Genomic DNA, 24,392 nt, shown 5'->3' with positions numbered 1-24,392 from the left:
TTTTTTAATATCCTTTATTATCCGTGGATCTGTTCTTTCTTACCGTAAGACTGGATTAAATTCCCTTCAAACTCCAACCATTCCTTCCAGCGCTTATCCACATCCACATCTTTCGTGTATTTCTTGGCAAAATTCAAGAAAGTTGTATAATGGTTCGCTTCCGAAACCATAAGATCATGATAGAACTTGGCCAAATCCTGATCCTTGATGTTCTTGGACAATACCCTGAATCGTTCACAGCTCCTCGCTTCGATCATCGCAGCGAACAACAGCCTGTCAATAAAAGCCTGGTTTCTGGAACCATCCTTTTTGGCAAATTTCATCAACTGCCCTACATAATCATCCTTTCTTTCGCGACCTAATTCATACCCACGCTCCTTGATGATATCGATCACCATCTTGAAATGCTCCATCTCTTCAATCGCTATGGCTGTCAACTCATGCACCAAATCCTCAAGCTCCGAATTCTGGGTAATCAATGAAATGGCATTTGAAGCAGCCTTCTGTTCGCACCAAGCATGGTCCGTCAAGATTTCTTCCAAATTAGATTCCGCGATATTGGCCCATCTGGGGTCTGTCAAAAGTTTAAGTCCTAACATAGCATTGAAAATTTCCACAAAGGTAATGAAAACAAAATCATCCCCCTAAATACATGAAATAATGTAATTTTGAGACATGGGAAAAAGAATGCTTATCATCGGTTTGGTATGGCCTGAACCAACCTCCTCAGCGGCTGGTTGGAGAATGTTGCAACTCGTGGATCTATTCATTTCCCAGGGATTTGAAATTACCTTTTCCTCTGCAGCCAGTAAATCTGAACATAGCTTTCCGCTAGCAAGCAAAGGCGTAATGGAAGTGGAAATCAAACTGAACGATTCCTCCTTTGATGAATTTATCAAAGAACTAAATCCTGATGTAGTCCTTTTTGATCGCTTTATGACCGAGGAGCAATATAGCTGGCGCGTCATGCAAACCTGTCCTCATGCCATCCGCATTTTGGATACCGAAGACCTTCATTTTGTTAGGCAAGCACGCCAAGAAGCCTATAAAAAAGGTTTAGATTTCAACAGTGAGATGCTCTATTCCGACTTAGCGAAGCGAGAATTGACTGCCATTTACCGTTCAGATCTCAGCCTGATCATCTCCGGATTTGAAATGGAACTCCTTCAAGATGAATTTGCCATCAGTCCACAGATTTTAAGCTATGTTCCCTTCCAAATCAAACAGCAGGAACAAGAACTTTTAGGATTTGAGGATCGAGAGCACTTTACCTTTATCGGCAACTTCCTGCATGAACCCAATTGGAAGACCGTCCAACGCATCAAGGAAATCTGGCCTTCGATCCGCAAGCAATTACCTAAAGCGGAAGTGCATATCTACGGGGCATATCCCAGTGATAAGGTTTGGCAACTCAACCAACCCAAGCAAGGTTTCCGCATTATGGGGAGGGCAGAGCATGCGATAGATACCCTAAAAAAATACCGTATTTTATTGGCTCCAATCCCTTTCGGAGCTGGATTGAAAGGCAAGTTTATAGATGCTCTTTTTGCAGGAATTCCCTCAATCAGCAGCAAAGTCGGTGCAGAAGCCATGTTCAAGGATCAGGAATGGCCAGGCTATATTGCAGATGAAACCGAGGAAATTGTTGACAAAGCCGTCTCTCTGTATCAAGAGCAGCAAATTTGGGAAGCAGCGTCCAATAGATCAAAACAGATATTAAGGAGCTTGATCGACCCTAATTGGGGGAAAGAGCTGACCGATGCACTCGAAAAAATCCAGCAAAACATCGAAAGTCATCGTCGGAAGAACATAATCGGCCAGATTCTGTGGTCCAATCAATTCCTTTCCAGCAAATACCTATCCCAATGGATTGAGGAAAAGAACAGGAAATAAGAATCGCCGCCGCCCGAGCGGAGTCGAGGGCAGGATTCGAGATGCCGTTCAGCAGGCGGACATTTGAACCAGGATGGAAGGGATGAGAGGATAGACCAAGATCATGGCATGAACCAGGATGGAAGGGATAGGAGGATGGACCAAGATTATTTTCCCCTAGAAAGGTATCCATTTTTCGTAGGGGCGTTTCGCAAACGCCCGCCTCATATAATTCTAAATTAACATCAGCCTGCAGGCTGAATGAAACTCATCACGAAATCATTAAACACAATATGTTCAATAATAACCCCATCGGGGTTTCATTATTTTAGTATTGGCGGACAGTTCCTATTTCTACAAAAATTCGTATTGGAGTACAGGTCCTTGATCTTCGATCAAGGATGACAAGGACATGTTGAGACATTTACGTACAGATTCTTCACTAATCATTCAGAATTGGAAATGCGATAAGGAGGGATTCAGAGCGAAGCGAAGAATCTATTTTTTTTATTTTTTAGGGATCGTTGTCATTTCGAAATCGTAAGATGAGAAAACCATTTTCTTAAAAAAATGATCTGTTGAAAAATATTTCACCCCCGCTAGGGGTTAGCTGGTTTAAACAATCAATTTCTATAAAGATGCCACCCCCTCTGGGGGTTGTATAGCGCAAAAAAAAAGCCCCTTTCTGGTGTCACCCTGACGAAGGAAGGGTCTCGGAATATTACAGCCCTAATTAATTAAAATATTACGGATTATATATGCGTACAGGTCCTTGACCTGCGGTCAAGAATGACAGGCAGTTTGGGGGGAGAACCGTACAGATTCTTCACTTTCCGTTCAGAATTGAAAGATTCCCGAGAGAGATTCAGAGCGCAGCGAAGAATCTATTTTTATTATTTTTTTTGGGATTTGTTTCATTTCGAAATCGTAAAATGAGAAAACTATTTTTGGTTTGTATTCTATGAATGTGGCTTCGACGCCGCTCAGCCTACGGTGAGGGAATCCAGCTTCCATGGTTAGCCAAGTCGAGATGCCGCTGAGCCACCATCTGCTTTCCACTTAAACAAAAAAAAGGCACACCCGTAAAACGCATGTGCCAGTTCTCAAAATTAAGTTTAACCTAACGTCTCGTAAATACTATTGTTCTAGTTGTTGTACCGGTTACATTAACACCAGTGAATTTCTTGATCGAACCAATCAAGCTCTCTTGGATTTGATAAGTTACTCCATCAAAAACCAATGTTTTCTTTTCTGGCATTGAATAAGGGATTGCAGGTGCAAAATTTGCGTCCTTCAGCATAATGTATGCATTGTTGTTTGCCCTGAATTCGATGTATTGTGTTTCATCGTCACCTACCAAGGTATCCACCTCAGGTTCTTTACCCTCTTCTTTGGTAGTTTCCACTACGGAAAACCACTTGTTTGCACGAAGTAAATTCAATGCAGTATCACGTTCAGCATAGTTCAATGTCTCCTTGCTACAAGAAGCCAATCCTATTGCCATTAACCCCAAAATCATTAACTTTTTCATAATGCTTGTAATATAGTTTCTTTTAAATTTTCAATTTACTCCTCGGGCATACTTCCAATCTTTATGCCAAGAACTGTTAAGAAAATGAATTGAGCTAACCGGGAAGTATAAAAAAATATCGGTTTTCAGCTCAAAACCAAGTGAAAACAGCGAAAATTGGATAAAAAATTAGCAATGAAAAATATTACCAGAGCAGAGAGCTTCCCTGGAGCTTAACTTAAAAAACACTTTCAGAAATTTTAATTTCTTACTTTATAATATTTTTTATAACTTTTAATTAATTATTATCGCTTGATAAATTATTAATCAATTATATAAAACTGACCCAAATGGACAAAAGAGTAGTATATACTTTGCTTTTATTTTTTTCTATCAACCTATCCTTCGCACAGCAATACTTCGTATTAGAAAAAAACACAGATGAGTATCAAACAAAAAATTATGAACTAAACAGCAAGAACCTCTATGGCATAGATAAAAAGATATATCTCTATAATTTATTATTCGAGGATCTAATGCATAAATCTAGCCCTGAAAAAACGTTAGTGCTATTCTCTGTTTTACCATCTGCGGAAAATAATAATGATTGGGAAGAGATTGGCTTGGACAGTATCCAGAATAAAATTATTTCAGTAGGGACATTGAGGCAATTAAGTGATCAATCGCTTTATAAGAGAACGGATTTAAAATATGGATCGACAACGAAATATTGGAACAATTATAAAATCATTGTTGAACATTCAGGCAAGTATTATTCCCCGAAAAACTGCTTACTGCAATTTTATGCGATTCAAAATAGGATTGACGTGTTTAACCACCCATATAACAGCATTGATCTTTCCCAAGATTTCCACAGCATGGCAGAGGTTAAAAAACTATATACTACGACGACCCAAAACAATTCTTTTCCAGTGGACCTCCCTCCTAATGACAAATACTTTGACACATTGAGGGAACGTCGTGAATATCTATCCAAAAAAATCTTGATTGACCAACAGGCTTATTATCAATTTTGGACCTTCTCAGATTGGGGACGGGTATCAAGCAAGGTCACTAAAGACCCTCATAAAGTCTATTTTGCTTATGAAAGAGGTATAGATCGTTTTCTCTATAGCCCTTCAAGCCTGATAGTGGGCGGCTCCTATGATTTTTATTTCTATCATTATCAAAATGAATTTGGAATAAACGCAGATGTATTCCAAAAAAACATAACCGATGAAAAAATAATGATTGCCCTCTAATAGCAAATTAATTCGCTATTGAGGACTGTTGTTTTCGATGATATAACAGATAATACAAAAGCAATGTCAAGAGGATCAATCCGCTAACGATCAAATACATATTTGCGTAGCCAAAATAGGAAGCCACGACGGCCAGAGCAAAGGCTCCCAGTCCAAATCCACTATCGTAAAATAGAAAGAAGGTCGCGGTAGCCGATCCGGCTTTGTCCACTGGACTTAATTTGATGGTGATGGTTTGGAAACTTGGGAAAATAGCGCCATAAGCAACCCCTAAAATTACACCCGACACTAAGATCTGGAGCATGGAAGTTGCAGAGCCCATGATCATCAGACCAAGGGCAAATATGATCAGTGAAGGAATGATCAAATAACTAGGTCCTTTGGAATCCAATAACTTTCCTATGATGGGGCGGGTAACCATGATACTGATCGCAAAGGTGATAAAATAGTACATAGCTGCTGCCGGTATTCCTAACTGGCTGGTATAAACAGCCATAAAGGAGATAATGGATGAATAGGAGAATGCAAACAACATGGCAGATATGCATACTGGGACGGCCTTCATTTCAATAAAATTTGAAAATCTGAATTTCTGCTTCCCAATTGCAGTGCGTATAGAAGGATTTGCTGTTTCAGGATTCTTTATGAACAAGGTCAACAGCCAACTAATCACGGAGAAGATTGCTGCAACGAAGATCAACACCTCAAAGCCAAAAGAATTTAAGATATATAAACCCAAAGCTGGCCCCAGCACCATGGAAAGGCTCATCGCCAAGCCATAATAGCCAACTCCCTCGCCTTTTCGACTATTGGGGACCATTGTAATGGCCATAGCCGCATGTGCGGTAGTGGAAAGTGAATGGAATACACCATGTATCATCCTTACGATCAATAAAGGCACAATGGCATGGATCCCAAGATACATAAATGAACAGATCACAAATAGGAACATGGTCAGGATGGAAACCTTTTTTGAACCAATCCGATCTGAAATCACCCCAGAAAATGGACGCAACAGCACAATCCCGAGAAGGTAGATAGAAACCACCAAACTCATGTCTCGGGCAGTACCGCCCATATGCTGTTTGATCGCCAAGGGCATGGAAGATAACAGCATGTAGAAGTTTACAAAAAGAAAGAAACAGCCTAAACAGGATAATATAAAATCCCGTGTCCAAATTTTATTTGTATTCATATTGAGGCACAAAGGTCCCCAAATATTGCTAGCTATTTTTTATATAATTGGACATATATTATATATTTCTAGCCAAACCTTTATACCTTTGATTTTATTATGGAAAAGGATTTTTTAAAATGGGTAAGTACAGAGGACAATCAGGTCCTGACTTTTCAAATGAAACCTGAGCATTTCGATTTCCATTCGCACGCTAAAGCACAACTTACTCTTTTAGAAGGTGGAATCACCTATTTACATACCCAAGAAAAGGCTTATTTTATCCCTTCCTATCACTATGTTTGGATCCCTCCACATTTGGAACATAAATTTAGCCATCAGCGTGAACAACATGTCCTGGTGAGGAACTTATACATCCCATTAAATAAAAAACAGCTCAAACCTTTCCATCAGGAAATCGGGATTTTCCCAGCGCATCCCTTGATAATAGAAACCCTCAAATTTTGTGGAACTTCAATTTACACTAAAGGACAGGAACAATACAATTTCCTTTATTCCTTGGTACAGCTACTTCCTCAATTGAGTCCTATGCGGTTCAGCCTATCTTTGCCAACTTCCAATCAGCATCAACTAATGCCTATACTTTCCTATATCAGCAATCAGCTCCACACAGATTTACGATTAGAGGTCATTGCTATAAAATTCAACCTTGGAGTCCGAAGCTTAAGCCGCTTATTTGAGCAGCATTTACATACTTCTTTCTTACAGTTTGTCAAGACTGCCCGGATTATCCGATCCATTGAATTGATCCTAGCAAAGGAAAAAAGTATCAGTGAAATAAGTTATGCTGTTGGCTATAAGAGCATCGCTTCATTTTCCAACACGTTTCTCCAAACCACAGGCAAAAGACCCACGGATTTTGCAAATGATTTGTTACTAAAATAGAATTTAGTGTTGCAAATACACTATATAACGGATTGAATTGTTATATTTAGTAAAACTATAATTTTATGAAAACATTAAAAGGTCCGGGCATTTTCCTAGCCCAATTTATAGCTGATGAGGCACCATACAATAATTTAGAAACTATTAGTAAATGGGCAAGCTCATTGGGTTTTAAAGGTGTACAGATCCCGACTAATGATCCAAACTTCTTTGATGTGCAGAAGGTGGCGGAAAGCAAAACTTATGCGGACGAAATCAAAGGAAAACTTAAAGAACAAGGTGTTGAAATCACGGAGCTATCTACTCACCTTCAGGGACAATTAGTGGCGGTACATCCTGCTTATGATAAACTTTTTGATGGATTCGCTCCTGAAAAATATAGAAATAACCCTAAAGCCAGAACAGAATGGGCTATCGACCAATTAAAGTTAGCGGCCAAGGCTTCTGCTAATTTAGGTTTGAATGCACATGCGACCTTCAGTGGAGCTTTGTTATGGCATATGGTCTATCCTTGGCCTCAACGTCCAGCAGGTGCTGTGGAAACAGGCTTCAAGGAATTAGCGAAAAGATGGCTTCCTATCTTGGATGAATTCGATAAAAATGGCGTGGATGTTTGTTACGAAATCCATCCGGGTGAAGACCTACATGATGGTGTAAGTTATGAACGCTTCTTAGAAGCAGCAAACAATCACCCTAGAGCATGTCTACTATATGATCCATCCCACTTATTGCTGCAGGGAATGGATTACCTGAGTTATATTGATCACTACCATGAACGCATCAAGATGTTCCATGTTAAAGACGCGGAGTTCAACCCAACGGGTAAACAAGGTGTTTATGGGGGCTACTCAGGCTGGGTGGAACGCGCAGGAAGGTTCCGTTCATTAGGTGATGGACAAGTTGACTTCAAGGGAATCTTCAGTAAATTGGCTGCTTATGATTTTGATGGCTGGGCAGTCATGGAATGGGAATGTGCCTTGAAAAATTCGGTTGATGGCGCGACTGAAGGGGCTCAATTTATCAAAAACAACATCATCAAAGTTACCGATAAAGCATTTGATGATTTCGCGGCAACTGGAGCTGATGAAAAATTCAATAAAGAAATATTAGGTATTTAATAACCTATAAAATATTAAATCGGAAACAGTAGTAGCCCCAAGCTGCTACTGTTTTTTTATGGCTATCGATCCGATCTAGGAGAATTTATTCAAGAACGAAATCTTTGGCAATAAAAATGACCAATTTCTAATCCAAGAAAATTCCTAAAGAAGTTCTTGATCTGAATTGTACCTTATTCGGGACACATTCGAAATTTCAGCAATATGTCTCGAATATGGGTAAAACAAATCTCGAAGAACCTGCCTTGGCAAAACTCTGTTTTCAACCAAAAACCATGAAAAATTTAGTATCAAAAAAGCTCGCTTTACAGTTTTTTCAAACTCCCAATTTAGCTTCTATTCTATCCTTTTTAGCTTAATTATTAAGTATTTAATGAAAATACAATTTGTCATAAATTGTTGTTATTTTAATTATTTCACATTTTTTAACAACAAAAAAGGTTTGTTGTCGTTTAGTTAATACGTATCAATGTAACAAAATTGATATAATGCTGGTCAAAAAAGCACTAATCCTTGTTCTCGCGACAAGCTTTGACAAGCAACACATGAGCGGAATTCTATTAAGAAAATTACCCTGATAAATAATTAACATATGACGCAAATCCTTTACCGTTCGCTTTTCTTAGCATGTGCTCTCATGCTCTTTGTCCATCAAGGACGGGCAAGCACAACAGAAGAGAATCACAAACTAGAAACAAACTTTAAAATCAATCCCCACCTCCTTTCCATTGACTCCTTAGATATCATTGGTAAGATTACTGACTCTACAGGCACTGCCATTGAAGGCGTAGTCGTTACGGAGCAAGGGACCACAAACAGTGTACTCTCCAATGAAAATGGCGAGTATAAGATTGCTGCCAATCCGAATGGCATGTTAGTCTTTTTAAAATCGGGATTTGCTACCCAGGAAATCCATGTCAACAATCAAAAACAATTAGATGTAAAGATGCTGGTTGCATCTCCAGAGACGGAAGCTGCTGAAGCGGAAGGGGCTGAACAAACAGATAGTTCGGCTACCCAAACGGATAGCACAACCGTATTGCAGGATAGCAGCCAAGTCCAAACTGATAGTACACAAACAGTTGTTGTGACGGACAGTACGGCACAAAGCGATCCGACTGTTGCGGCCCCATCGGGACAAAATGTGGTTACAGGTACGGTCAACGGTCCTTCGGGTCCACTTCCCGGAATTACCGTGAAGGTAGTCGGAACGGATCTAAGTGCCAGTACGGATGAAAATGGTAAATTCCAGATTGCAGCCGATGCAAAGAGCAGACTCCGTTTTTCATCGGTTGGATATAAGACCATCACCCAAACGGTGGGTAACCGAAAGGATATCCAAGTCGTGATGGCGACAGAAACCAATACGATCGAATCCGTTCAGGTGGTAGCCGTAGGTTATGGTACGATGAAAAGAGCAACCCTACCTACCGCTGTATCGAGTATCGGTGCCAATGAAATTGAAGATGAGGTATTGCCAAGTGTAACCCAGGCTATACAAGGTAAAGCAGGAGGTGTACAGGTTACCCAAAAATCAGGTTCGCCGGGTGGAGGTATCAGCATCCGTGTTCGTGGTACGACTTCCATCAATGCCAGTTCTGATCCACTATATGTTGTAGATGGAATCCCAGTGAACAGTACAACCAACTTTACCGGGGGTTCAACCTTTGATTTTGGTGGTGGTACCCAAGGGATCAATGTGCTGTCATCCATCAACCCTTCGGATGTTCAATCCATTGAGGTCTTGAAAGATGCAGCATCTTCATCCATCTATGGTTCCAGAGCGGCCAATGGTGTGGTATTGATCACGACCAAAAAAGGTCTTGCTGGAGAGAGCCAGTTTACTTTCAACATGTATGAAGGTTTCTCCCAAGTTCCTAAAGAAAGATATTATGATTTCATGAACACGGCACAATACCAAGATTACATGAAAGATTACTATAGAATCCTGCAAGAGCAGGATCCATCAAAACCTATCCCAGATCAAATCTTTGCTAATCCAGGAATTGATACCGATTGGCAAAATGCAATTTTCAGGACTTCACCAACTAGGAACTATGAGCTTGCGGCAAGTGGAGGTAGCGATAAAACCCAGTATTATACTTCGGTTGGTTACATGAAGCAAGGCGGGGTATTGCTGTCTTCAGATTTTGACCGATTAAGTGGCCGGTTGAACTTAAACCATCAACATAGTGATAAGTTAAGGTTTGCGACTTCGATCAACTTGACCAGAGCGACAAATCACCGTGTACAGGAAGAGAATTCGAAAGAAGGATCGACCAAATCGGGAATCTTCTCTCCGCCAAATATTCCGGTGTATGATCAGCAAGGTAATTATTACTATGACCAAGTGCGCTTGACAAGGGAGAATCCGGTTGCCATGCTTGAATTGCCAACCAATAAGGCGCAGACCTACCGCATCTTGGCAAATGCCAGTGCAGAATACAATATTATCCCAGAATTGATATTGAAGACCAGTTTTGGTACGGATCTGAGTTTTATTGATGAGACCTTCTTTATGCCTCCAACTGGACTGCGTTCATACGCCAGTCAAGGTGGTATAGGAGCTAGCAGAAGTACACGTGACCAATTATGGATCAATGAGACTACTTTGACCTTTGACAAAACTATTGGTGACCATTATATCAATGCTTTGGGAGGTTTCTCTGTTCAAGGATCTCGTTTAGAATTTACCCATGCACAAAGGACCGGATTCCCGAACAATGATATCCCTTATGTAACTGCAGGGGGTGTGATCACAGGAGCCAATGCATACCCTGAAGAATGGGCTATTGCATCGGGTTTTGCTAGGGCATCTTATGTATACAAGGACAAATATATCATAAATGCCAATGTACGTATGGACGGTTCATCCCGCTTTGGTTCTGATAATCGTTGGGCAGTTTTCCCTTCGATGGCCGCAGCTTGGAGAATTTCGGAGGAAGATTTCTTGAAAGACAACAGTACCTTCAGTGACTTGAAATTGAGAGCCAGTTGGGGTATCACCGGTAACCAGAATATCGGAAACTACGCCAGCCGTTCCTTGTACTCCAGTGGAAACAACTATATGGGCCAAGCAGGCTTTATTCCAAATGTTCTAGGTGACAAGGGCTTGAAATGGGAGACCACTAGACAATGGAACGTAGGTGTCGATGCAGGTTTCTTCAACGATAGAATCTCCCTATTGGCAGATTACTACTACAAGAAGACCTCGGACCTACTGATCGGCCTTCCGATCTTGACGAGTTCAGGATTTATCAACCGATTCACGAATTCAGGAGATATTGAAAACAAAGGTTTCGAGTTTGAATTAAGCAGCAAAAACTTGGTTGGTGAATTCAAATGGAGTACGTCCCTGAACATGACTTTCAACAGGAATAAAGTTTTGGCATTGCCAGAAGGACTGACTGAAATGCGTGGTGGTGTTGGTGATCTGAACAGAGCGGTACCAGGGATGCCATTAGGAGTATTCTACGGATGGAAAGCTTTGGGCGTAAATCCAGAAACGGGTATGATCGATTATCTAGGTAAGAATGGTGAGGCTGTAGCGCCTACAAACTACGAAGACCATGTGATGATCGGAGACCCAAATCCACAGTTCTTTGGTGGTATCAGCAACAATTTTGAATACAAGAATTTTGACTTGAGCATTCTAGGCCAATTTTCTTATGGCAATGATATCTTCAACTATAACTTGGCATCAGGCCTAGAGGGATTCAACCCAAGTTCTAACCAGTTTGTTGATTTTGTGGACAGATGGCGTGAACCAGGGGATATCACAGATGTTCCAAGACCAGCACCGGGAAGCTTAGATAACGGAGCGGTATCCTCACGATTTGTTGAGGATGGTTCATTCTTCAGGATTAGAAATATCACTTTAGGCTACTCCCTACCTAACGAAGTTGCGGAACGCATCAAAATGAAGAGATTACGTTTTTATGTAACCGTTCAGAATGCATACGTATTCACAAAATATAGAGGATATGACCCTGAGGTAAGTTCTAGCCACGGTGGAGCAAACACAGGTTTAATTTACGGTTATGACTATGGAAGTTATCCACAACCGAGGATTTTCACAACAGGTATTAACTTAACTTTCTAAGAGTCGCAAATATGAAAATGAAAAATAGAATATTATCCATATGTTTCCTTGCATTGACTGCGGTTTCACTGAGTTCATGCAACAAATTTTTAGACAAAGACCCATTGGGGCAGATCGCAGAAGATGAGTTTTTCAACTCGGAGACGAATGCGAATGCTGCCGTAATCGGAGCATATAGGACCATGACCAGTCCTTTTTCCTATGGTCAGTCCACCTTGATCGTACCTGAATTTTCTGCTGTGCATGTAAGGCATTCGGCAGTTTATCCAGAATATGAGACCTTCGCAACCCATGAGATCCAGGCCATCAACCCATGGACCTCTAACATGTGGCAAGCTTTGTACGCAACGATCAATGCGGCAAACAATGTGATCGATGAGGTCCCTAACATGGATGGGTCCATGATCTCGGAAGAAAAGAAAAACATCTTCATCGGAGAGGCGAAATTTATCCGCGCCTTGAATTACTTTTTCTTGGTCAGAGCCTTTGAAAGGGTTCCGCTTAAATTAAAAGCGACCAAAGAAGGCGATGACATCAAAACTCCACAGGCTAAAAAGGAGGATACCTATGCTCAGATCGTCAAAGACTTGACTGAAGCTATAGCTGCCTTGCCAAAGGAAAACCCATATACTGGTGATGCCGGTCGTGGAAGGGCTTCCCATTGGGGTGCTAAAGCTTTATTAGCTAAGGTTTACCTATATCAAGCAGCCTATACCAATGATTATAAGAAAGCGGCTGACTTGGCGAATGAGGTCATAACATCGGGCGGTTTTAGTTTGGTGTCAGACTTCAGTACCATCTGGACAACCCAGAATACCAATGAAGCTATCTTTGAATTGCAGTTTGATGACCAGGTGACCAATCCATTGGCAGCAGTAGCCAATGATAATCCTTCGGTCTTATTCTTTGCTAAGGACTCGACAGTCCTAGACTTGTATGAAGATGCGGATAAGCGAAAAGCATTTACCATCAAGAAGGGAAGCAATAACAATTACTTCATGGGCAAGTTTCCTAACTTTTCGCCTTCCAGCCAAAATGTAACGGTTATCCGATTGGCGGAATTGTATTTAATCCATGCCGAGGCTAAAGCGAGAGTAGATAATAGTGTCAGCCAAGCTGCATATAATTCATTAAAAATGGTACAGGATCGTGCCGGCGTAACCAAAGCAATTGGTTCATTTGGAAGTTTAGCAAACTTCATCACTGCCGTTCAAGAAGAAAAGGAAAGGGAGTTGATGTTTGAAGGCGAGACCTGGTTTGATTATGTGCGGACAAAATTGGCGATGCAAAAGTACAAGACATTAACCAAGGAGGAGTTTATGATCTATCCAATACCTACAGCCCAAATATCTTTAGGTGGAGGATTGACTCAGAATCCGGGTTATTAGTAAATAAATGATTCATGGGAAAGGAGGCTGAATGGCCTCCTTTTTTTATACGCTTACTTATCCTGTACTCGGTATAACTTATCCCGGTCGACGATATAGATATGTTCCTTATCTAATGCATAAATAGCATGGGATTCTCCGATAAAAGTGGAGGAATCGCTGAGCAATAATGGCTTCAATTCCATATTTTCTCTATCCAACCTATAAGCAAAAGCAGTGCGTCCTTCATCATTATCGGAAGCGGTACTGCTGACATAGATATCCTCGCCTATTCCGGTAATATCTGTTAGGGTCAAATAATCCCCTTCATTATACATTTCAATTGGATTGAAAGGCTTGGGGAAATCCAACCTTGTCCAGTCTTTGGCAAAGTCGCTGGATTTCCAAAAGGACCTTGAACCTGCCGCAAACAACTCATTGGGATTGACCAACCATAGGGACCGAATGGTCGCATCTGCATCGTAAAGCATCTTGGAGCTGATGTCCTGCCAGGTTTTGCCAGCATCTGCAGTAAAATAGCTGATGCCAATGGTATCATCCAAAATCAGCCAGTTCTCTTGATCCAACATGGAGACTTCCACCAGGGCATAATCCTTTAAAATAGATCCTTCCAAATTTATCGTTTCCCAAGAGCTACCGGCATCTTTGGTCAATAGCATGATAGGTCTACCGTTATCTTTCCTTTGCCCTACTACAACTCCAAAATTATCATTTAAAAAGCGGAGCTTAAACCAAGTTATGCCCGTTGCATTGGGGTATAATGTTTGGGAATTGAAGACTTCCCATTTTCCAAAGTCATGATCGGCTCTGAAGATATATTTGCTTTCTCCTAATACAAAGATGTGGTCCTTGGTCTTTGCGATACTGTGAAAGGCATTTGCAAACCTGGAGAAGTCCAAAGCCTGCCAAGATTTGCCTTCATCCTTGGTCGAACGTATACTGAGATTGGTACCGCCTACGATCAGCCCTTTTTGAGGGGTAAGGAACAATACATCATTGAAAAAACTAAAGTTGAGGTCGTCGTTTTGATAGAGGATATCAGCTTCAGTACCATTGGCGGCGTTTTTGATCTTAGAGGGATTAAATGGAATATCAAATTGATAATTATCCTTCTCGGTTAATTCAGGAACCTGATCGATTGCTATATAATTTTCTTTGACCTGCGCCTTGCATGAAGTGCAAAACGAAAGTGTGAGAAACGACATCAAGAAGGTCTTGAAAGCCCAATTGATAGTTAACATGATTTTCATAGGCTAGATTTTTTATGAACCCACCTCTTGCAGGAAGGATTCCAAGTCACTTTCTTTGGAGAGACCGAATTTCTGCTTCAATCTATATTTAAACATCCTGACAGACTGCGCTTCAATGTGCAGAACCTGGGCAATCTGCTTGGTAGACATCTGTAAATAGATATACGCACAATAACGCAGATCTAAAGGCGTGAGTTTTTGATTCGCTTTTTCGATCAGTTGGGAGAAGAATGTCGGATGCAATTGCTGGATCTGCCATTTGATATCCTCAAAATCTGCATTCAATAAGGTTTCTTCACGCAATAGTTTCTGGATATCGCGTGGATCGCCATCTTGCAGTTTGGATTGGATCTGTTTGAGCATATCATTTTTGTGCTCAATGATCAAGGAATTGGCAAGAGCCTCTTTTTGCAGCTGTTGGTGTTTCAGTTCTAATAAGTCTTGCTCTGCTTTCAACCTTGCTTGCTCTTCTCTTTCCAGCTTAACCTGCATCTCGGCATTTAACTCAGCGTCTTCTTTTTCCATCGCTAGTTTCTTTTCACGTTCAATGGAATAACGAAGTTTAAAGTGATAGGACCTAAACATAAACGCCAAGCCCAGGGTGGCAAGAATGGCTAAACCGCCATATAGATAATTCTGTCTTTGTCGCAAATCGGCGGTTTCACCCAAAAGCTTTAATTGCTGGTCTTTTTTCTCGGTTTCGTATTGGATCTCCAGTTTTTGGGAATTGGTTATCTGCTCCTGATCGAAGTTCTGTTTTAAGACGCTTTCCGACTTTTTCTGGTAGTTAAGGGCTGAGGTAATATCTCCTTTTTTCTCAGAAAGGTCCGCAAGATGCTTATAGAGTAGATATTCCAATCGGAACAGGGAATTATCCCTTCGGGAATCCAGTCGACTGACCCCTTGGATAAGATATTGTTCGGCTAATGCAATATTGCCTTCCTTAATGGCGAAATCGCTTTTGATACCGTAGATATTGATCCATCTACTGAACCTAGCACGCTCGTTTTTAAGTTCTATTTCCGCTTCATCAAGGTATTTATATGCTTGTTCTTTTCTCTTTGCAATTGGAGCCTTGTCGAACTCCAGGTAATAGTTTGCCAAGTTGATGGAGGCGACCACAAAGGTATTGCTGCTCACCTCAGCAGGGAACTGTTCAAAGAGTTGATAGGCTTTTTCTAAGTGGTAGAAATTGCTGTCGATATCTTTTTGTTCATTGGTTTTTCTATACCTGTTTAAGTATACGCTAGCGTAACCTAGATGAACATTGGCGATATAGTTTTTGTTGTTGGTCTTTTTGGCGTATTTATCACATTCTTGGATATAATGCTGCATCTTATCGTTTTCATCCCAACCTGTGTAGGTCGCATAGATCAGGTAATTGAAATAATAATTGAGATTATCTACGTTTTTTTCATTTTCCAAAAGCTTTAGAGCTTCCTTAGAATCCTTGATCACTTCATCGGTCAAGTTCAGGTAACTGTTCAAAAATGCTCTTGCCCGCAATGCCATAGCCCTGCTGACCGGGCTATTGGTTTTATCCAATTGCTGGATGACGATATCTACCGCTTGACTCCCCAGTTTCAAGCTGTCACGCTCTAACAATATGCCGCTTTTGAAGGTGTTCAGATAGATGAGATCATCCGGTCCATTGGCTGGATTCTTCAAGGCTTGGTTCAGTATTTCTAAAGATTTATCGTCCTGATTTTTCAGGTTTAAGAGCTCCACTTGCTTAACCACATCCTCAGTACCATCGAGTAGACTTTGTCCCCATACGGTTACGGTATTTAGCAAAAGAAAAAGGATCAGGGTATTTCTCATATGGATAATTAAACAAAAATTGGAATTGGCAATCTATTATTTTTTTTTGATAGAATGGTTTCTTCCGGAAAGAATCAAAAACCTAGCCAAGGATTTATACAGCTGTAGGACAGATTGTTAGGTTTTATGTATACACTTTGTATATACAGACTTGGGCACTGTATACAGATTGTGATTGAGAGTTGTGCAGGCTTTCCGAAAAAGTTTAGGAAATTTATATTGACAAAAAAGCAAGTAGATAAACCTTCGATAATCTAGATGAAAATTGAAGGCTTGGCAATATTTCAACAACAAGAAAGATTATGAGTCCAAAAGCACAAGCTGTATTGAGTTATCTGGGGATATTATGGTTAATCGCCTATTTTGCTGGTAAGAATAATAGGGATCAATTCAGTGTTTACCATCTACGTCAAGGTTTAGGCTTGATCATTTCTTCTTTTATTTTCGTGATTATCTTGGCAGTTTTAATGGCTGTAGCTCCTTCCATTGCCTTTATTTTCAACCTTTTCGGCTTGCTAATTTTTATTTTGATGATAGTTGGCATTCTTCATGCTATTAATAATGTTGAAAAGCCACTTCCATTCATTGGAGATTTTTTCAAGGATAAATTCTCCTTTATTGAAAACAATAAATTGAATTAATATGAGTGCAATTATACATTGGTCTTTATTATTTTTGGGATTGATCCTGTTAGGGTTTTCGATATCCCTTTATCTAAAGACAAAGAAAATGTTGGCGACGGGTGTTTACGGTAATGCTGTGGTGGTAGAGAACAAATTAGTGCGTTCTACTGACGAAAAGGGTAGTTCGATGATGTATCAACCAATAATGGAGATTAAATCGGGAAATCAGACCTTTTCGTATAGCCCCAACATTCGTTCTAATCCAGCACAGTACAAGGTTGGCGAAGAAGTTCCAGTGATCTTTGAGGCCAATGATCCGCAATCTGCAAGGATAATATCCTTTTGGGGCTTGCATCTGGGCAGCCTGATCCTGATGATATTTGCACTGCCCATGCTAACAATTGGAGGCGGCTATGTGTTATTCAAATATGGTATCATTTAAACCCTAAATTATGTCTGAACAATGTTCATTATATATCAAAGTACAGGTATCCAAAGAGACTCTTGATGCTTTTCTCAAAGCAAGGCCTATTGCAAGTACAATAAATAGCAATTGGTTGGAATGGTGGGATTCCCGCGCGATGCATTCCAAGATGGAACTGAAAAATATTCCGGCTTATATCGTCCCTACCAATGGGGACATTCTTGAGGATATTTTAGAGGACAAGTATATTGTTGCCAAACAAGCCTATAAAGATGGTTATTGGTACCTGATGGGCTTGCAATTTTCGGAAAACTACACGGAGATCTTGCCGATGGTATCATGGATCAAGGACTTAGCGGCTCATCTGGAGCCCGATGCGACAGGAGTTGCATTTATTTATGATTATCTATGGGGCGACAAAACCGTCATGGCCCATATTGAAATCTCGGAAAAATTAGGGAAATTGACCCGTATAAGCCGAACAACGGAGATCAATAAGGAAATACTTGATGAGGCGAATGAAATGTTCGAGAATTTAATAAACAGTTTAGAAGATAGAGATTAAGAGAAATGAATGAAGTAAAAATTTTCTTTATTATCATTGGCACCTTTTTTATGCGTGAGCAACCGAGCTTGGTTGCGGAAAAGGCTGTTATTAGCGTAGATCCTATAAAAAAGCAGGTCGTAATCGTTCAAAAGAACCTGATATCCACCGTTGAAGAGCAATCTGTTGCTAAAACAGAGGAGTTCCAAAAACTCAAGAACAAGGAGTTACATTGGGTAAATGACCTTAACGTCTTTAAAAACAAAGAAGTTAGTATTCAGGAAAATGGCAATTCCGTATCATTGACGGTTTCATTTACCTATGATAAACCTGAGGACCTCAACATCATCAATATCGATTACAGTGAATCGAAATTTTCTACTTTCATCGACGAGAAAATAAAAGGCCTTACTGGTGATTTCCAAATTGAAGAACCCTATTTGGTTTTTAAAGGGAATACTCCATTCTCCTTTGAAGTCAGTATTTATGACGAGTGGTTAGAATCCGATACGCCTCCATTACAGTTTAATAAGGAATTTCTTGGCCAGCCTTTGGTCATGAAGAAATCTGATGCCGTAAAAGGCAAAACCTTGACACAGACTGCCACAGCATCGGTCTATGGAAGTACCCCTAATTATATCGACAATGGGTTAAATCTATTTTTTGCAGAAGATCAGGATTTTGTCCTGGTAAATGAGGAGAATGAAGTAGAGGTTAGCTATTTTGACAATAATACTTTATTGATCCCTATCACAGAAGCTAATGCTGCTGTAAAGGGCTTAAATAAAGGGGATAATTATTTTGTCTTTAATCTGGACGAGATGAATAATAATTTGACATTATTTCCTTCGGATAAGGCAGGGAATATATTGAAGGATAAAAAACCGCTATACTTTAGCACAATGCCTAAAGAATAAAACATATGAGGTCCAAGGCTTCGCTTTGGACCAATTTTGAATTCTGAAATTAAAAGGAATAATGTCTTAAGGATTAAGACCTGGAAAATTGCATTCCAGACTTTAAGATAGAATTGATCTTGACAAGCTTTAATACCGCTGGGATGATTACTAAGATCGAAGTAGCCACCAATACAGCAAGCATTAAGGTTTTGTCTTGTTTAACAAAAAGCCCAACAGTAGCAATTAACAAAGTCATTGCCATCACTCCACCACAAATAATTGCGCAAGTAAGTTTACGTTGTAAGTTCAAATTTTTGATAGCCTCACTCATTTTCTTGTTGCTTCCCATAATGCCCAATATTAATTAAGTATCCTAAACCTGATTACTGATAGTTAGATCAAAAAATGTTTTTCGTTTTGTAGCTACAAGTTTACAAAATTTATAAATTAAAAATGCAACAAAAACACAAAATTGTTTGAACAACAGTTGTTTAGGTAAATAATTAACAGTGAGCGCGTTATAAATTATCTATTAATTAAGGAAACGGCAGGTCACTTAACTTCTTTGGCTAAAATACCCCCATAAGAAGCTGTATGATAGGAAAATCCAGAAAACAATAGCTACAATATGGATGATGGTCTCCAGCTTTTTCCCCTTCCAGAGGATGCTGGGATAGATAAAAAATTGAAAAAACAACCTGATTAACCAGAAAACACCTAAACCTAGGCATAGTTTCCTTCCTAGTTCCGTTTGTAACAAATCCTGAGTAGAAGTTACGCAGAGCAAGCCCATTAAAAAAACTGTAAGAGCGATAAAGAAGGTATGCACCTTCATCATCGATCTATTGATCTGTTGTAAAGGTGCTAAATCTTCCTTCCAGCCGAAATATTTAGGAAAGATCACATGGACACAGGCTAAGACCATTAATAAGTACCCAATAATCTTAATTTGGAGTTCCATTTGGTTTAAGTTTAAATGTGGACACAAATTTCGTTGATTTAAGCTCTTCTAAAACCTCCAATCCGGCAGCCATAAAACAGGTAGTCCAAGTGCTTTTTGGATAAAAGTGCATAAAGCCAATATTATAGGCAATGAAATTAGGGAAATCTCTTAAATGTTCCATAATTATGATTTCACCCCTTGGATCACAAACCCTGGCCAACTCTTTAAGAAAGGCAATCCTTTCATTCTGGTCCCTAATCTCATGAGCTGAAAAAATACAGATTACCTTATTAAAGGACGACGATTCAAAAGGAAGGAAACCTGTTTGCACGATTTTGGCATCTAGGCTGGCAGGATAGGCCTTTCTGGCTCGTTTTATGGAAACCTCGGTGTGATGCAAGGGATTATAGAAATCAGCCTTCTGAAGCTGTACTAGAGGGAATCTATGGCTGATAATCTCACTGGTCTCATCAAAACCAGCGCTGATATTTAACACCATCAAGCCATTTAGATCACCTAGCTGCTTTAATTCATATAAGCCAGATCGGTCGTAAACATAATAGGAAACCAATAATGAAATCAAAACTTGGACTAAGGAAAGCAGGAGTATCACATAAATAACAAGCTGCATAAATCCACTGCTGTAGATTCCCCAAATCAGTAAAATCAACACAGCAATAAATAAGATCAGGTATTGATGCCAGTTAAATCGTACGATATTCCAAACGCCCTGAAACCTTGATCTTGTTAGCATGGATCATACACTCCTTTCTTCCAATAATAAGGCACTCCCCGAATTTCAAAGGCATTGGAGAGTTGAATACTATTGAAATTAAAGCTATCTATGAAGTCAAAATTGACAGTCCTCAGTTCTATCGGTTCGGCAATCCAGTTTTCCCGCACGCCCTCTATAATCAAGACTTTATTATTGGCTTGATCTACCTCGAATGTAAAGGGCAGAGGCCCCACAAATCGACGAGCTTCTTTCCATGAGGGAAATACGGTGTTCTTGGGAAGTCTCATCTCGCCTTCCGCTTGTCTTGAATACAGAAGATTAAATTTTGATTTCTTGGACTTTATTTCAACTTGATGGCCGTCTGTTTTTTGTGCAATATCCGTAGTGGTATAAGCGTAGCGGGTAAAGATATTACCCAAGAATTCCATTTTCAGTTTATTGGTTTCAGACTTGAGGATATAGAGACCCCGCAAGTTTTTGCCGGTAGAGGTCTGATATCTTACAAAGATCCTGTAGCCAATCAAGAAGAAATCATTCCCGAATATTTTTGGAAGACCCTTTGGTCGAAGGTCCTTAGTATCCACCATCGCAATCGTCAAAAAGCTCCATTTATCATCAAATAGATCTAGTTTCAATGGCTTAGGAACATATCTTTCCAGTTCCTCTTTAGCAACAGCAAAGGTCAAGATCGTTGAGCTCTCGAAGTAAGCTTCAACAGCAAAGGGGTGATTTTGGAGCTTAAGCAATTCGGTTCCTCCCTTCTAAACGAGATTCCAGGACAAAACCTTGGTAGTAAACCAGAGCCGCCAAACATAACGCAAAAACAATGTTCAGCCTGCCCCAGAGTAATAAATGTGGTGCTAGGATAAACTCCAAAATATTCATGGTTACAATCAAAAGGATCTGGGTTATTGCACTCAATTGGGCAAACTTCCTTGAAATTATCCAAATAGCCATCAACACTTCTCCCACTCCGATAGCAATTGTCAAAGATTTAGCATAGGTCTCCCCCAAGATCTCAGCAACGATCTGCTGATGTCTAGGAACAAGGTTCAATATTTTGCAGAATAGTCCATTAACCAACCAAATCAAGGAAAAGAAAAGGATCAATAAACGATTTAAAACTCTAGCTCTCTCCATGTATTACTCTTTGGGACTTATCAATTAAATGCGAAACAGTAAAATAAAAATAACATAATTTATCTTCTTGACCTATACACATTATATCTACTACTGTTTCTAATACCATTTTTACTGATTGATTGCCTTGGATGAACTAAATCATCCTAGGATTGTTATTTTCGAATAGAAAAACATCAAGGCTATGCAGGACATCTTAAACTTTGACCACATCAGCGAATACAACGCTTTTAACAATAACAAAACCTTACATCCATTGGTCAGTGTAGTTGACCTGGATAAGGCGGATGTTAGGACCTTACGAAAAATGAGGTATGACTTTTATTTGGTATTCCTGAAAAAGATCAAATGTGGGGACCTACGTTATGGTTTGGAAAACTATGATTATGAGGAAGGTACCTTAATTTTTATATCACCTGGCCAAGTCATTGGAGAGAATGGAACTGAAGCCTATAAACCTAAGGGACATGCCCTCGCTTTTCACCCGGACCTGTTGAACGGCACTAACCTAGCCAAGCGAATGAAAGAATACCATTTCTTTTCTTATGCTGTGAATGAAGCTCTGCACCTATCCGAAAAGGAAAGAAATATCATCTTGGATTGTTTTTCAAAAATTGAATACGAATTGGATCAGAATATGGACAAACATAGCAAGCAACTAATCGTGTCCAATATCGAATTGTTCTTAAATTACTGCGAGCGATTCTATGATCGGCAGTTTATCACAAGGGAGCATGTCAACAAAGGGATCTTGCATCGCTTTGAAGACCTTTTGGATGAGTACTTCCATTCCGACAAGCCGAATCTCTTAGGCATGCCATCTGTAGCCTATTGCGCTGATCAATTACATCTATCCGCAAATTATTTCGGGGATCTGATCAAAAAAGAAACAGGTAAATCTCCACAAGAATACATTCATCAGAAATTGATCAAGGAAGCAAAGGACCTACTGTTTGATCGAAATAAGAGCATCAATGAGATTGCTTACAATCTAGGCTTTAAGTACCCTCAGCACTTCTCACGGTTTTTCAAGAATGCTGTTGGGAATAGCCCCAATGAATTCAGGGCCATCAATAGCAACTAAAAACTGTATAAAACAAAGATGCCCGATATACTCGGGCATCTTTGTTATGTTAGTTAGCCGTTAAAGCTACTGCGTTCAATTGTCTAGGGGTACCATCCGGTCCTACGGCGATAATATTATCAAATATAACGCGTGATCCCGGTGTGATGCCATTCAATGCGGATTTCATCGCAGAACTCAATTTCCCTCCTGAGGTAGAAAGGACAATAGCATCTGCACGCGGCTTAGCAATGATCAGTGAGAACTTCGTTACTCTAAACGAAGCATCAAAATCAAAGTTATCCAGCTTGGCAAAAATAGCATTTTGAGCTTTGATGGCTACGGTCGCCATTGCGCCACCGGTTTTACCGGCAAACTGTGCAATTGGATCAGGGATCCTTTTCACACGAAATTCCGTAGTGCTCAAGGTCTGCGTTTTTCCAGGAGCTACCTCCGCAGAAACCGAGATCCTTGCCGTTCCCGGCGAGCTCACTTTCACGTTATATTTCCCGCCTGAACCGCTGATGCTACCACCAGACATACTTACTTTGATCTTGTTGGTTGGTGTACCCGGAGCCGACACTGAAATAGGGTTGGTTACTCCGATATAAAGTACATTCATCTTATCTGGCGATACCACCGCTGAAGGTCTTGCTACCTGATAAGTTTGCTGAGGAGTGCGATATTCCTTGATCGACCCGTCAGTCTGCTTCACCTTGACTACACCCGACCAGGTAAAGATACCCTCTTGGTTGGTTGGAACACGGTAAACACCTTTTCCATCTACTACCTCCAGATTATTTCCGTTTACCGAAATCGCTGGTTGTGATTTAGAATCCGAAGCCGTCAAGAAGACCTCCGCTGAATATGGTTGGCCTTGAACAAGGTAGGAAGTTGGAGCCACAGCAACTGCAGCGAACTTATCCAAATTCACTACCGCCTGGTCCATTTTACCTAAGATCAGTTTCACCATATCCGACTCTGCGTTTTGTGCATCTGTTTGGATCTTTGTCAGAATGGTCATGGCTGCCGTCAAAGGCGTACCACTTCCGAAATTGATTTCCTCCCATTTCCGCTTGCCATTTACCGCTTTCTCAGGGTCATTGGCCTCCAAAGAGAAAGAAACAGATTTCTGTTCTTCAGGAGTCAATAGCGCCAATAGCTTAGAGCGGGTGCTATTGATCTTCTCTTTCAGTTCCTCCCCTTTTTTCTGGTTGATCATCAAACTAGGTGCGATATCTTCGTTTTCGCGCATTTTCAGGTCGCCGGTTTTCTCATCATAACCGCCACCTTGTTTTACGAACTCCTCTTTGATTCCGTTGATGTACTGGTTTAAGTCGTTTATAATTGCCTGTGCATTCTTAGCCTTGTCGTATATAGGTTTTGCCCTTCCGGGTTCATCCTTTAACTTGGTGCTTTCAAATGCTGTGAACAATTGCTGGACAGAGTTATTTACGTTGGATTTCGAGGTCTCCAAACTATTATTGATATTCTTAAAGGCATCCAATATTGAATCGGGTACATTTAATGCGAGCAAGGCAAGTAACACGAGATAAAGAATGTTTATCATCCGTTGCCTTGGCGTCTCTCTTCCTAATGCCATATTTCTTTTTTAAA

22 protein-coding genes are annotated in these 24,392 nt (G+C 40.2%); 11 read left to right on the top strand and 11 right to left on the bottom strand.

Going from position 1 to position 24,392, the window contains the following annotated elements:
* Window positions 1-17: 17 nt before the first annotated feature.
* Window positions 18-599, bottom strand: coding sequence for a MiaE family protein (locus CKW03_RS00460; protein WP_093100108.1), 582 nt, complete (start codon window positions 597-599; stop codon window positions 18-20).
* 76 nt (window positions 600-675) lie between these two features.
* Here CKW03_RS00460 and CKW03_RS00455 point away from each other — a divergent pair, with 76 nt between their 5' ends.
* Window positions 676-1,893, top strand: coding sequence for a glycosyltransferase (locus tag CKW03_RS00455; protein WP_093100106.1), 1,218 nt, complete (start codon window positions 676-678; stop codon window positions 1,891-1,893).
* A gap of 1,099 nt (window positions 1,894-2,992) precedes the next feature.
* Here the strand turns inward: CKW03_RS00455 and CKW03_RS00450 are convergent.
* A complete protein-coding gene (locus CKW03_RS00450; protein WP_093100105.1) occupies window positions 2,993-3,403 on the bottom strand; it encodes a hypothetical protein in 411 nt (136 codons plus the stop codon).
* A gap of 329 nt (window positions 3,404-3,732) precedes the next feature.
* On the opposite strand from CKW03_RS00450, the gene CKW03_RS00445 reads away from it, so the two are divergent.
* Window positions 3,733-4,644, top strand: coding sequence for a hypothetical protein (locus CKW03_RS00445; RefSeq protein ID WP_093100103.1), 912 nt, complete (start codon window positions 3,733-3,735; stop codon window positions 4,642-4,644).
* Window positions 4,645-4,651: 7 nt separating this feature from the next.
* Here CKW03_RS00445 and CKW03_RS00440 read toward each other — a convergent pair whose 3' ends face one another.
* Window positions 4,652-5,839, bottom strand: coding sequence for an MFS transporter (locus CKW03_RS00440; protein ID WP_093100102.1), 1,188 nt, complete (start codon window positions 5,837-5,839; stop codon window positions 4,652-4,654).
* Between the two features lie 99 nt (window positions 5,840-5,938).
* Here CKW03_RS00440 and CKW03_RS00435 point away from each other — a divergent pair, with 99 nt between their 5' ends.
* The 4 genes from CKW03_RS00435 to CKW03_RS00420 all read left to right on the top strand — a co-directional run bounded on the left by CKW03_RS00435 (window position 5,939) and on the right by CKW03_RS00420 (window position 13,332).
* Window positions 5,939-6,724, top strand: coding sequence for a helix-turn-helix domain-containing protein (locus CKW03_RS00435; RefSeq protein ID WP_093100100.1), 786 nt, complete (start codon window positions 5,939-5,941; stop codon window positions 6,722-6,724).
* A 65-nt stretch (window positions 6,725-6,789) separates the two neighbouring features.
* Window positions 6,790-7,842, top strand: coding sequence for a sugar phosphate isomerase/epimerase family protein (locus CKW03_RS00430; protein ID WP_093100099.1), 1,053 nt, complete (start codon window positions 6,790-6,792; stop codon window positions 7,840-7,842).
* 592 nt (window positions 7,843-8,434) lie between these two features.
* On the top strand, window positions 8,435-11,944 hold the full coding sequence (locus tag CKW03_RS00425; RefSeq protein ID WP_169918964.1) for a SusC/RagA family TonB-linked outer membrane protein: 3,510 nt from the start codon (window positions 8,435-8,437) through the stop codon (window positions 11,942-11,944).
* Between the two features lie 17 nt (window positions 11,945-11,961).
* The gene (locus tag CKW03_RS00420) at window positions 11,962-13,332 is read left to right on the top strand and encodes a RagB/SusD family nutrient uptake outer membrane protein (RefSeq protein ID WP_093100191.1); all 1,371 of its coding nucleotides are present in this window, start codon (window positions 11,962-11,964) and stop codon (window positions 13,330-13,332) included.
* Between the two features lie 53 nt (window positions 13,333-13,385).
* Here CKW03_RS00420 and CKW03_RS00415 read toward each other — a convergent pair whose 3' ends face one another.
* On the bottom strand, window positions 13,386-14,582 hold the full coding sequence (locus CKW03_RS00415) for a WD40/YVTN/BNR-like repeat-containing protein (protein ID WP_093100096.1): 1,197 nt from the start codon (window positions 14,580-14,582) through the stop codon (window positions 13,386-13,388).
* A gap of 12 nt (window positions 14,583-14,594) precedes the next feature.
* The gene (locus CKW03_RS00410) at window positions 14,595-16,403 is read right to left on the bottom strand and encodes a helix-turn-helix transcriptional regulator (RefSeq protein ID WP_093100094.1); all 1,809 of its coding nucleotides are present in this window, start codon (window positions 16,401-16,403) and stop codon (window positions 14,595-14,597) included.
* Between the two features lie 302 nt (window positions 16,404-16,705).
* Between CKW03_RS00410 and CKW03_RS00405 the strand changes: the two genes are divergently transcribed.
* The 4 genes from CKW03_RS00405 to CKW03_RS00390 are packed head-to-tail and all read left to right on the top strand — an operon-like array spanning window position 16,706 to window position 18,911.
* Window positions 16,706-17,044, top strand: coding sequence for a hypothetical protein (locus tag CKW03_RS00405; protein WP_093100093.1), 339 nt, complete (start codon window positions 16,706-16,708; stop codon window positions 17,042-17,044).
* Window position 17,045: 1 nt separating this feature from the next.
* Complete coding sequence (locus CKW03_RS00400) at window positions 17,046-17,468, top strand: DUF3592 domain-containing protein (protein WP_093100091.1); 423 nt, start codon at window positions 17,046-17,048, stop codon at window positions 17,466-17,468.
* A gap of 10 nt (window positions 17,469-17,478) precedes the next feature.
* The gene (locus CKW03_RS00395; RefSeq protein ID WP_093100090.1) at window positions 17,479-18,015 is read left to right on the top strand and encodes a hypothetical protein; all 537 of its coding nucleotides are present in this window, start codon (window positions 17,479-17,481) and stop codon (window positions 18,013-18,015) included.
* 5 nt (window positions 18,016-18,020) lie between these two features.
* Window positions 18,021-18,911: a hypothetical protein gene (locus CKW03_RS00390; RefSeq protein WP_093100088.1), complete on the top strand. Its 891-nt coding sequence runs from the start codon at window positions 18,021-18,023 to the stop codon at window positions 18,909-18,911.
* Window positions 18,912-18,984: 73 nt separating this feature from the next.
* On the opposite strand, the gene CKW03_RS00385 is transcribed toward CKW03_RS00390, so the two are convergent.
* From CKW03_RS00385 to CKW03_RS00365, 5 genes are all read right to left on the bottom strand, one after another.
* On the bottom strand, window positions 18,985-19,242 hold the full coding sequence (locus CKW03_RS00385; protein ID WP_093100086.1) for a hypothetical protein: 258 nt from the start codon (window positions 19,240-19,242) through the stop codon (window positions 18,985-18,987).
* A 207-nt stretch (window positions 19,243-19,449) separates the two neighbouring features.
* A complete protein-coding gene (locus tag CKW03_RS00380; RefSeq protein ID WP_093100084.1) occupies window positions 19,450-19,854 on the bottom strand; it encodes a hypothetical protein in 405 nt (134 codons plus the stop codon).
* On the bottom strand, window positions 19,838-20,590 hold the full coding sequence (locus CKW03_RS00375; protein ID WP_093100082.1) for a class I SAM-dependent methyltransferase: 753 nt from the start codon (window positions 20,588-20,590) through the stop codon (window positions 19,838-19,840). Before CKW03_RS00375 ends, CKW03_RS00380 begins: the two co-directional genes overlap by 17 nt.
* Window positions 20,584-21,318, bottom strand: a complete 735-nt coding sequence (locus CKW03_RS00370; protein WP_093100080.1) for a DUF2071 domain-containing protein — start codon at window positions 21,316-21,318, stop codon at window positions 20,584-20,586. The genes CKW03_RS00375 and CKW03_RS00370 overlap by 7 nt, the downstream gene beginning before the upstream one ends.
* Complete coding sequence (locus tag CKW03_RS00365) at window positions 21,311-21,712, bottom strand: DoxX-like family protein (protein WP_093100078.1); 402 nt, start codon at window positions 21,710-21,712, stop codon at window positions 21,311-21,313. The genes CKW03_RS00370 and CKW03_RS00365 overlap by 8 nt, the downstream gene beginning before the upstream one ends.
* 184 nt (window positions 21,713-21,896) lie before the next feature.
* Between CKW03_RS00365 and CKW03_RS00360 the strand changes: the two genes are divergently transcribed.
* Window positions 21,897-22,796 (top strand): helix-turn-helix domain-containing protein, encoded by a 900-nt coding sequence (locus CKW03_RS00360; RefSeq protein ID WP_093100076.1) that lies wholly within the window; start codon window positions 21,897-21,899, stop codon window positions 22,794-22,796.
* 49 nt (window positions 22,797-22,845) lie between these two features.
* On the opposite strand, the gene porM is transcribed toward CKW03_RS00360, so the two are convergent.
* Window positions 22,846-24,378 carry a type IX secretion system motor protein PorM/GldM gene (gene porM, locus CKW03_RS00355; RefSeq protein ID WP_093100074.1) on the bottom strand — a complete coding sequence of 511 codons (1,533 nt, stop codon included), beginning with the start codon at window positions 24,376-24,378 and terminating at the stop codon, window positions 22,846-22,848.
* Between the last annotated feature and the right edge of the window lie 14 nt (window positions 24,379-24,392).

This window comes from Sphingobacterium mizutaii (assembly GCF_900187125.1).
GTDB lineage: Bacteria > Bacteroidota > Bacteroidia > Sphingobacteriales > Sphingobacteriaceae > Sphingobacterium > Sphingobacterium mizutaii.
The sequence above is the reverse complement of the archived record's forward strand: the minus strand, read 5'-3'. Positions and strand labels throughout refer to the sequence as shown.

Bases quoted from the DNA above. Each gene is read 5' to 3' on its own strand.
- CKW03_RS00425 (WP_169918964.1), top strand. From the start codon at position 8,435: ATGACGCAAATCCTTTACCGTTCGCTTTTCTTAGCATGTGCTCTCATG.
- CKW03_RS00440 (WP_093100102.1), bottom strand. From the start codon at position 5,839: ATGAATACAAATAAAATTTGGACACGGGATTTTATATTATCCTGTTTA.
- CKW03_RS00415 (WP_093100096.1), bottom strand. From the start codon at position 14,582: ATGAAAATCATGTTAACTATCAATTGGGCTTTCAAGACCTTCTTGATG.
- CKW03_RS00365 (WP_093100078.1), bottom strand. From the start codon at position 21,712: ATGGAGAGAGCTAGAGTTTTAAATCGTTTATTGATCCTTTTCTTTTCC.
- CKW03_RS00375 (WP_093100082.1), bottom strand. From the start codon at position 20,590: ATGCTAACAAGATCAAGGTTTCAGGGCGTTTGGAATATCGTACGATTT.
- CKW03_RS00430 (WP_093100099.1), top strand. From the start codon at position 6,790: ATGAAAACATTAAAAGGTCCGGGCATTTTCCTAGCCCAATTTATAGCT.
- CKW03_RS00420 (WP_093100191.1), top strand. From the start codon at position 11,962: ATGAAAAATAGAATATTATCCATATGTTTCCTTGCATTGACTGCGGTT.
- CKW03_RS00445 (WP_093100103.1), top strand. From the start codon at position 3,733: ATGGACAAAAGAGTAGTATATACTTTGCTTTTATTTTTTTCTATCAAC.
- CKW03_RS00360 (WP_093100076.1), top strand. From the start codon at position 21,897: ATGCAGGACATCTTAAACTTTGACCACATCAGCGAATACAACGCTTTT.
- CKW03_RS00405 (WP_093100093.1), top strand. From the start codon at position 16,706: ATGAGTCCAAAAGCACAAGCTGTATTGAGTTATCTGGGGATATTATGG.
- CKW03_RS00455 (WP_093100106.1), top strand. From the start codon at position 676: ATGGGAAAAAGAATGCTTATCATCGGTTTGGTATGGCCTGAACCAACC.
- CKW03_RS00380 (WP_093100084.1), bottom strand. From the start codon at position 19,854: ATGGAACTCCAAATTAAGATTATTGGGTACTTATTAATGGTCTTAGCC.
- CKW03_RS00450 (WP_093100105.1), bottom strand. From the start codon at position 3,403: ATGAAAAAGTTAATGATTTTGGGGTTAATGGCAATAGGATTGGCTTCT.
- CKW03_RS00390 (WP_093100088.1), top strand. From the start codon at position 18,021: ATGAATGAAGTAAAAATTTTCTTTATTATCATTGGCACCTTTTTTATG.
- CKW03_RS00395 (WP_093100090.1), top strand. From the start codon at position 17,479: ATGTCTGAACAATGTTCATTATATATCAAAGTACAGGTATCCAAAGAG.
- CKW03_RS00460 (WP_093100108.1), bottom strand. From the start codon at position 599: ATGTTAGGACTTAAACTTTTGACAGACCCCAGATGGGCCAATATCGCG.
- porM (WP_093100074.1), bottom strand. From the start codon at position 24,378: ATGGCATTAGGAAGAGAGACGCCAAGGCAACGGATGATAAACATTCTT.
- CKW03_RS00400 (WP_093100091.1), top strand. From the start codon at position 17,046: ATGAGTGCAATTATACATTGGTCTTTATTATTTTTGGGATTGATCCTG.
- CKW03_RS00385 (WP_093100086.1), bottom strand. From the start codon at position 19,242: ATGGGAAGCAACAAGAAAATGAGTGAGGCTATCAAAAATTTGAACTTA.
- CKW03_RS00435 (WP_093100100.1), top strand. From the start codon at position 5,939: ATGGAAAAGGATTTTTTAAAATGGGTAAGTACAGAGGACAATCAGGTC.
- CKW03_RS00410 (WP_093100094.1), bottom strand. From the start codon at position 16,403: ATGAGAAATACCCTGATCCTTTTTCTTTTGCTAAATACCGTAACCGTA.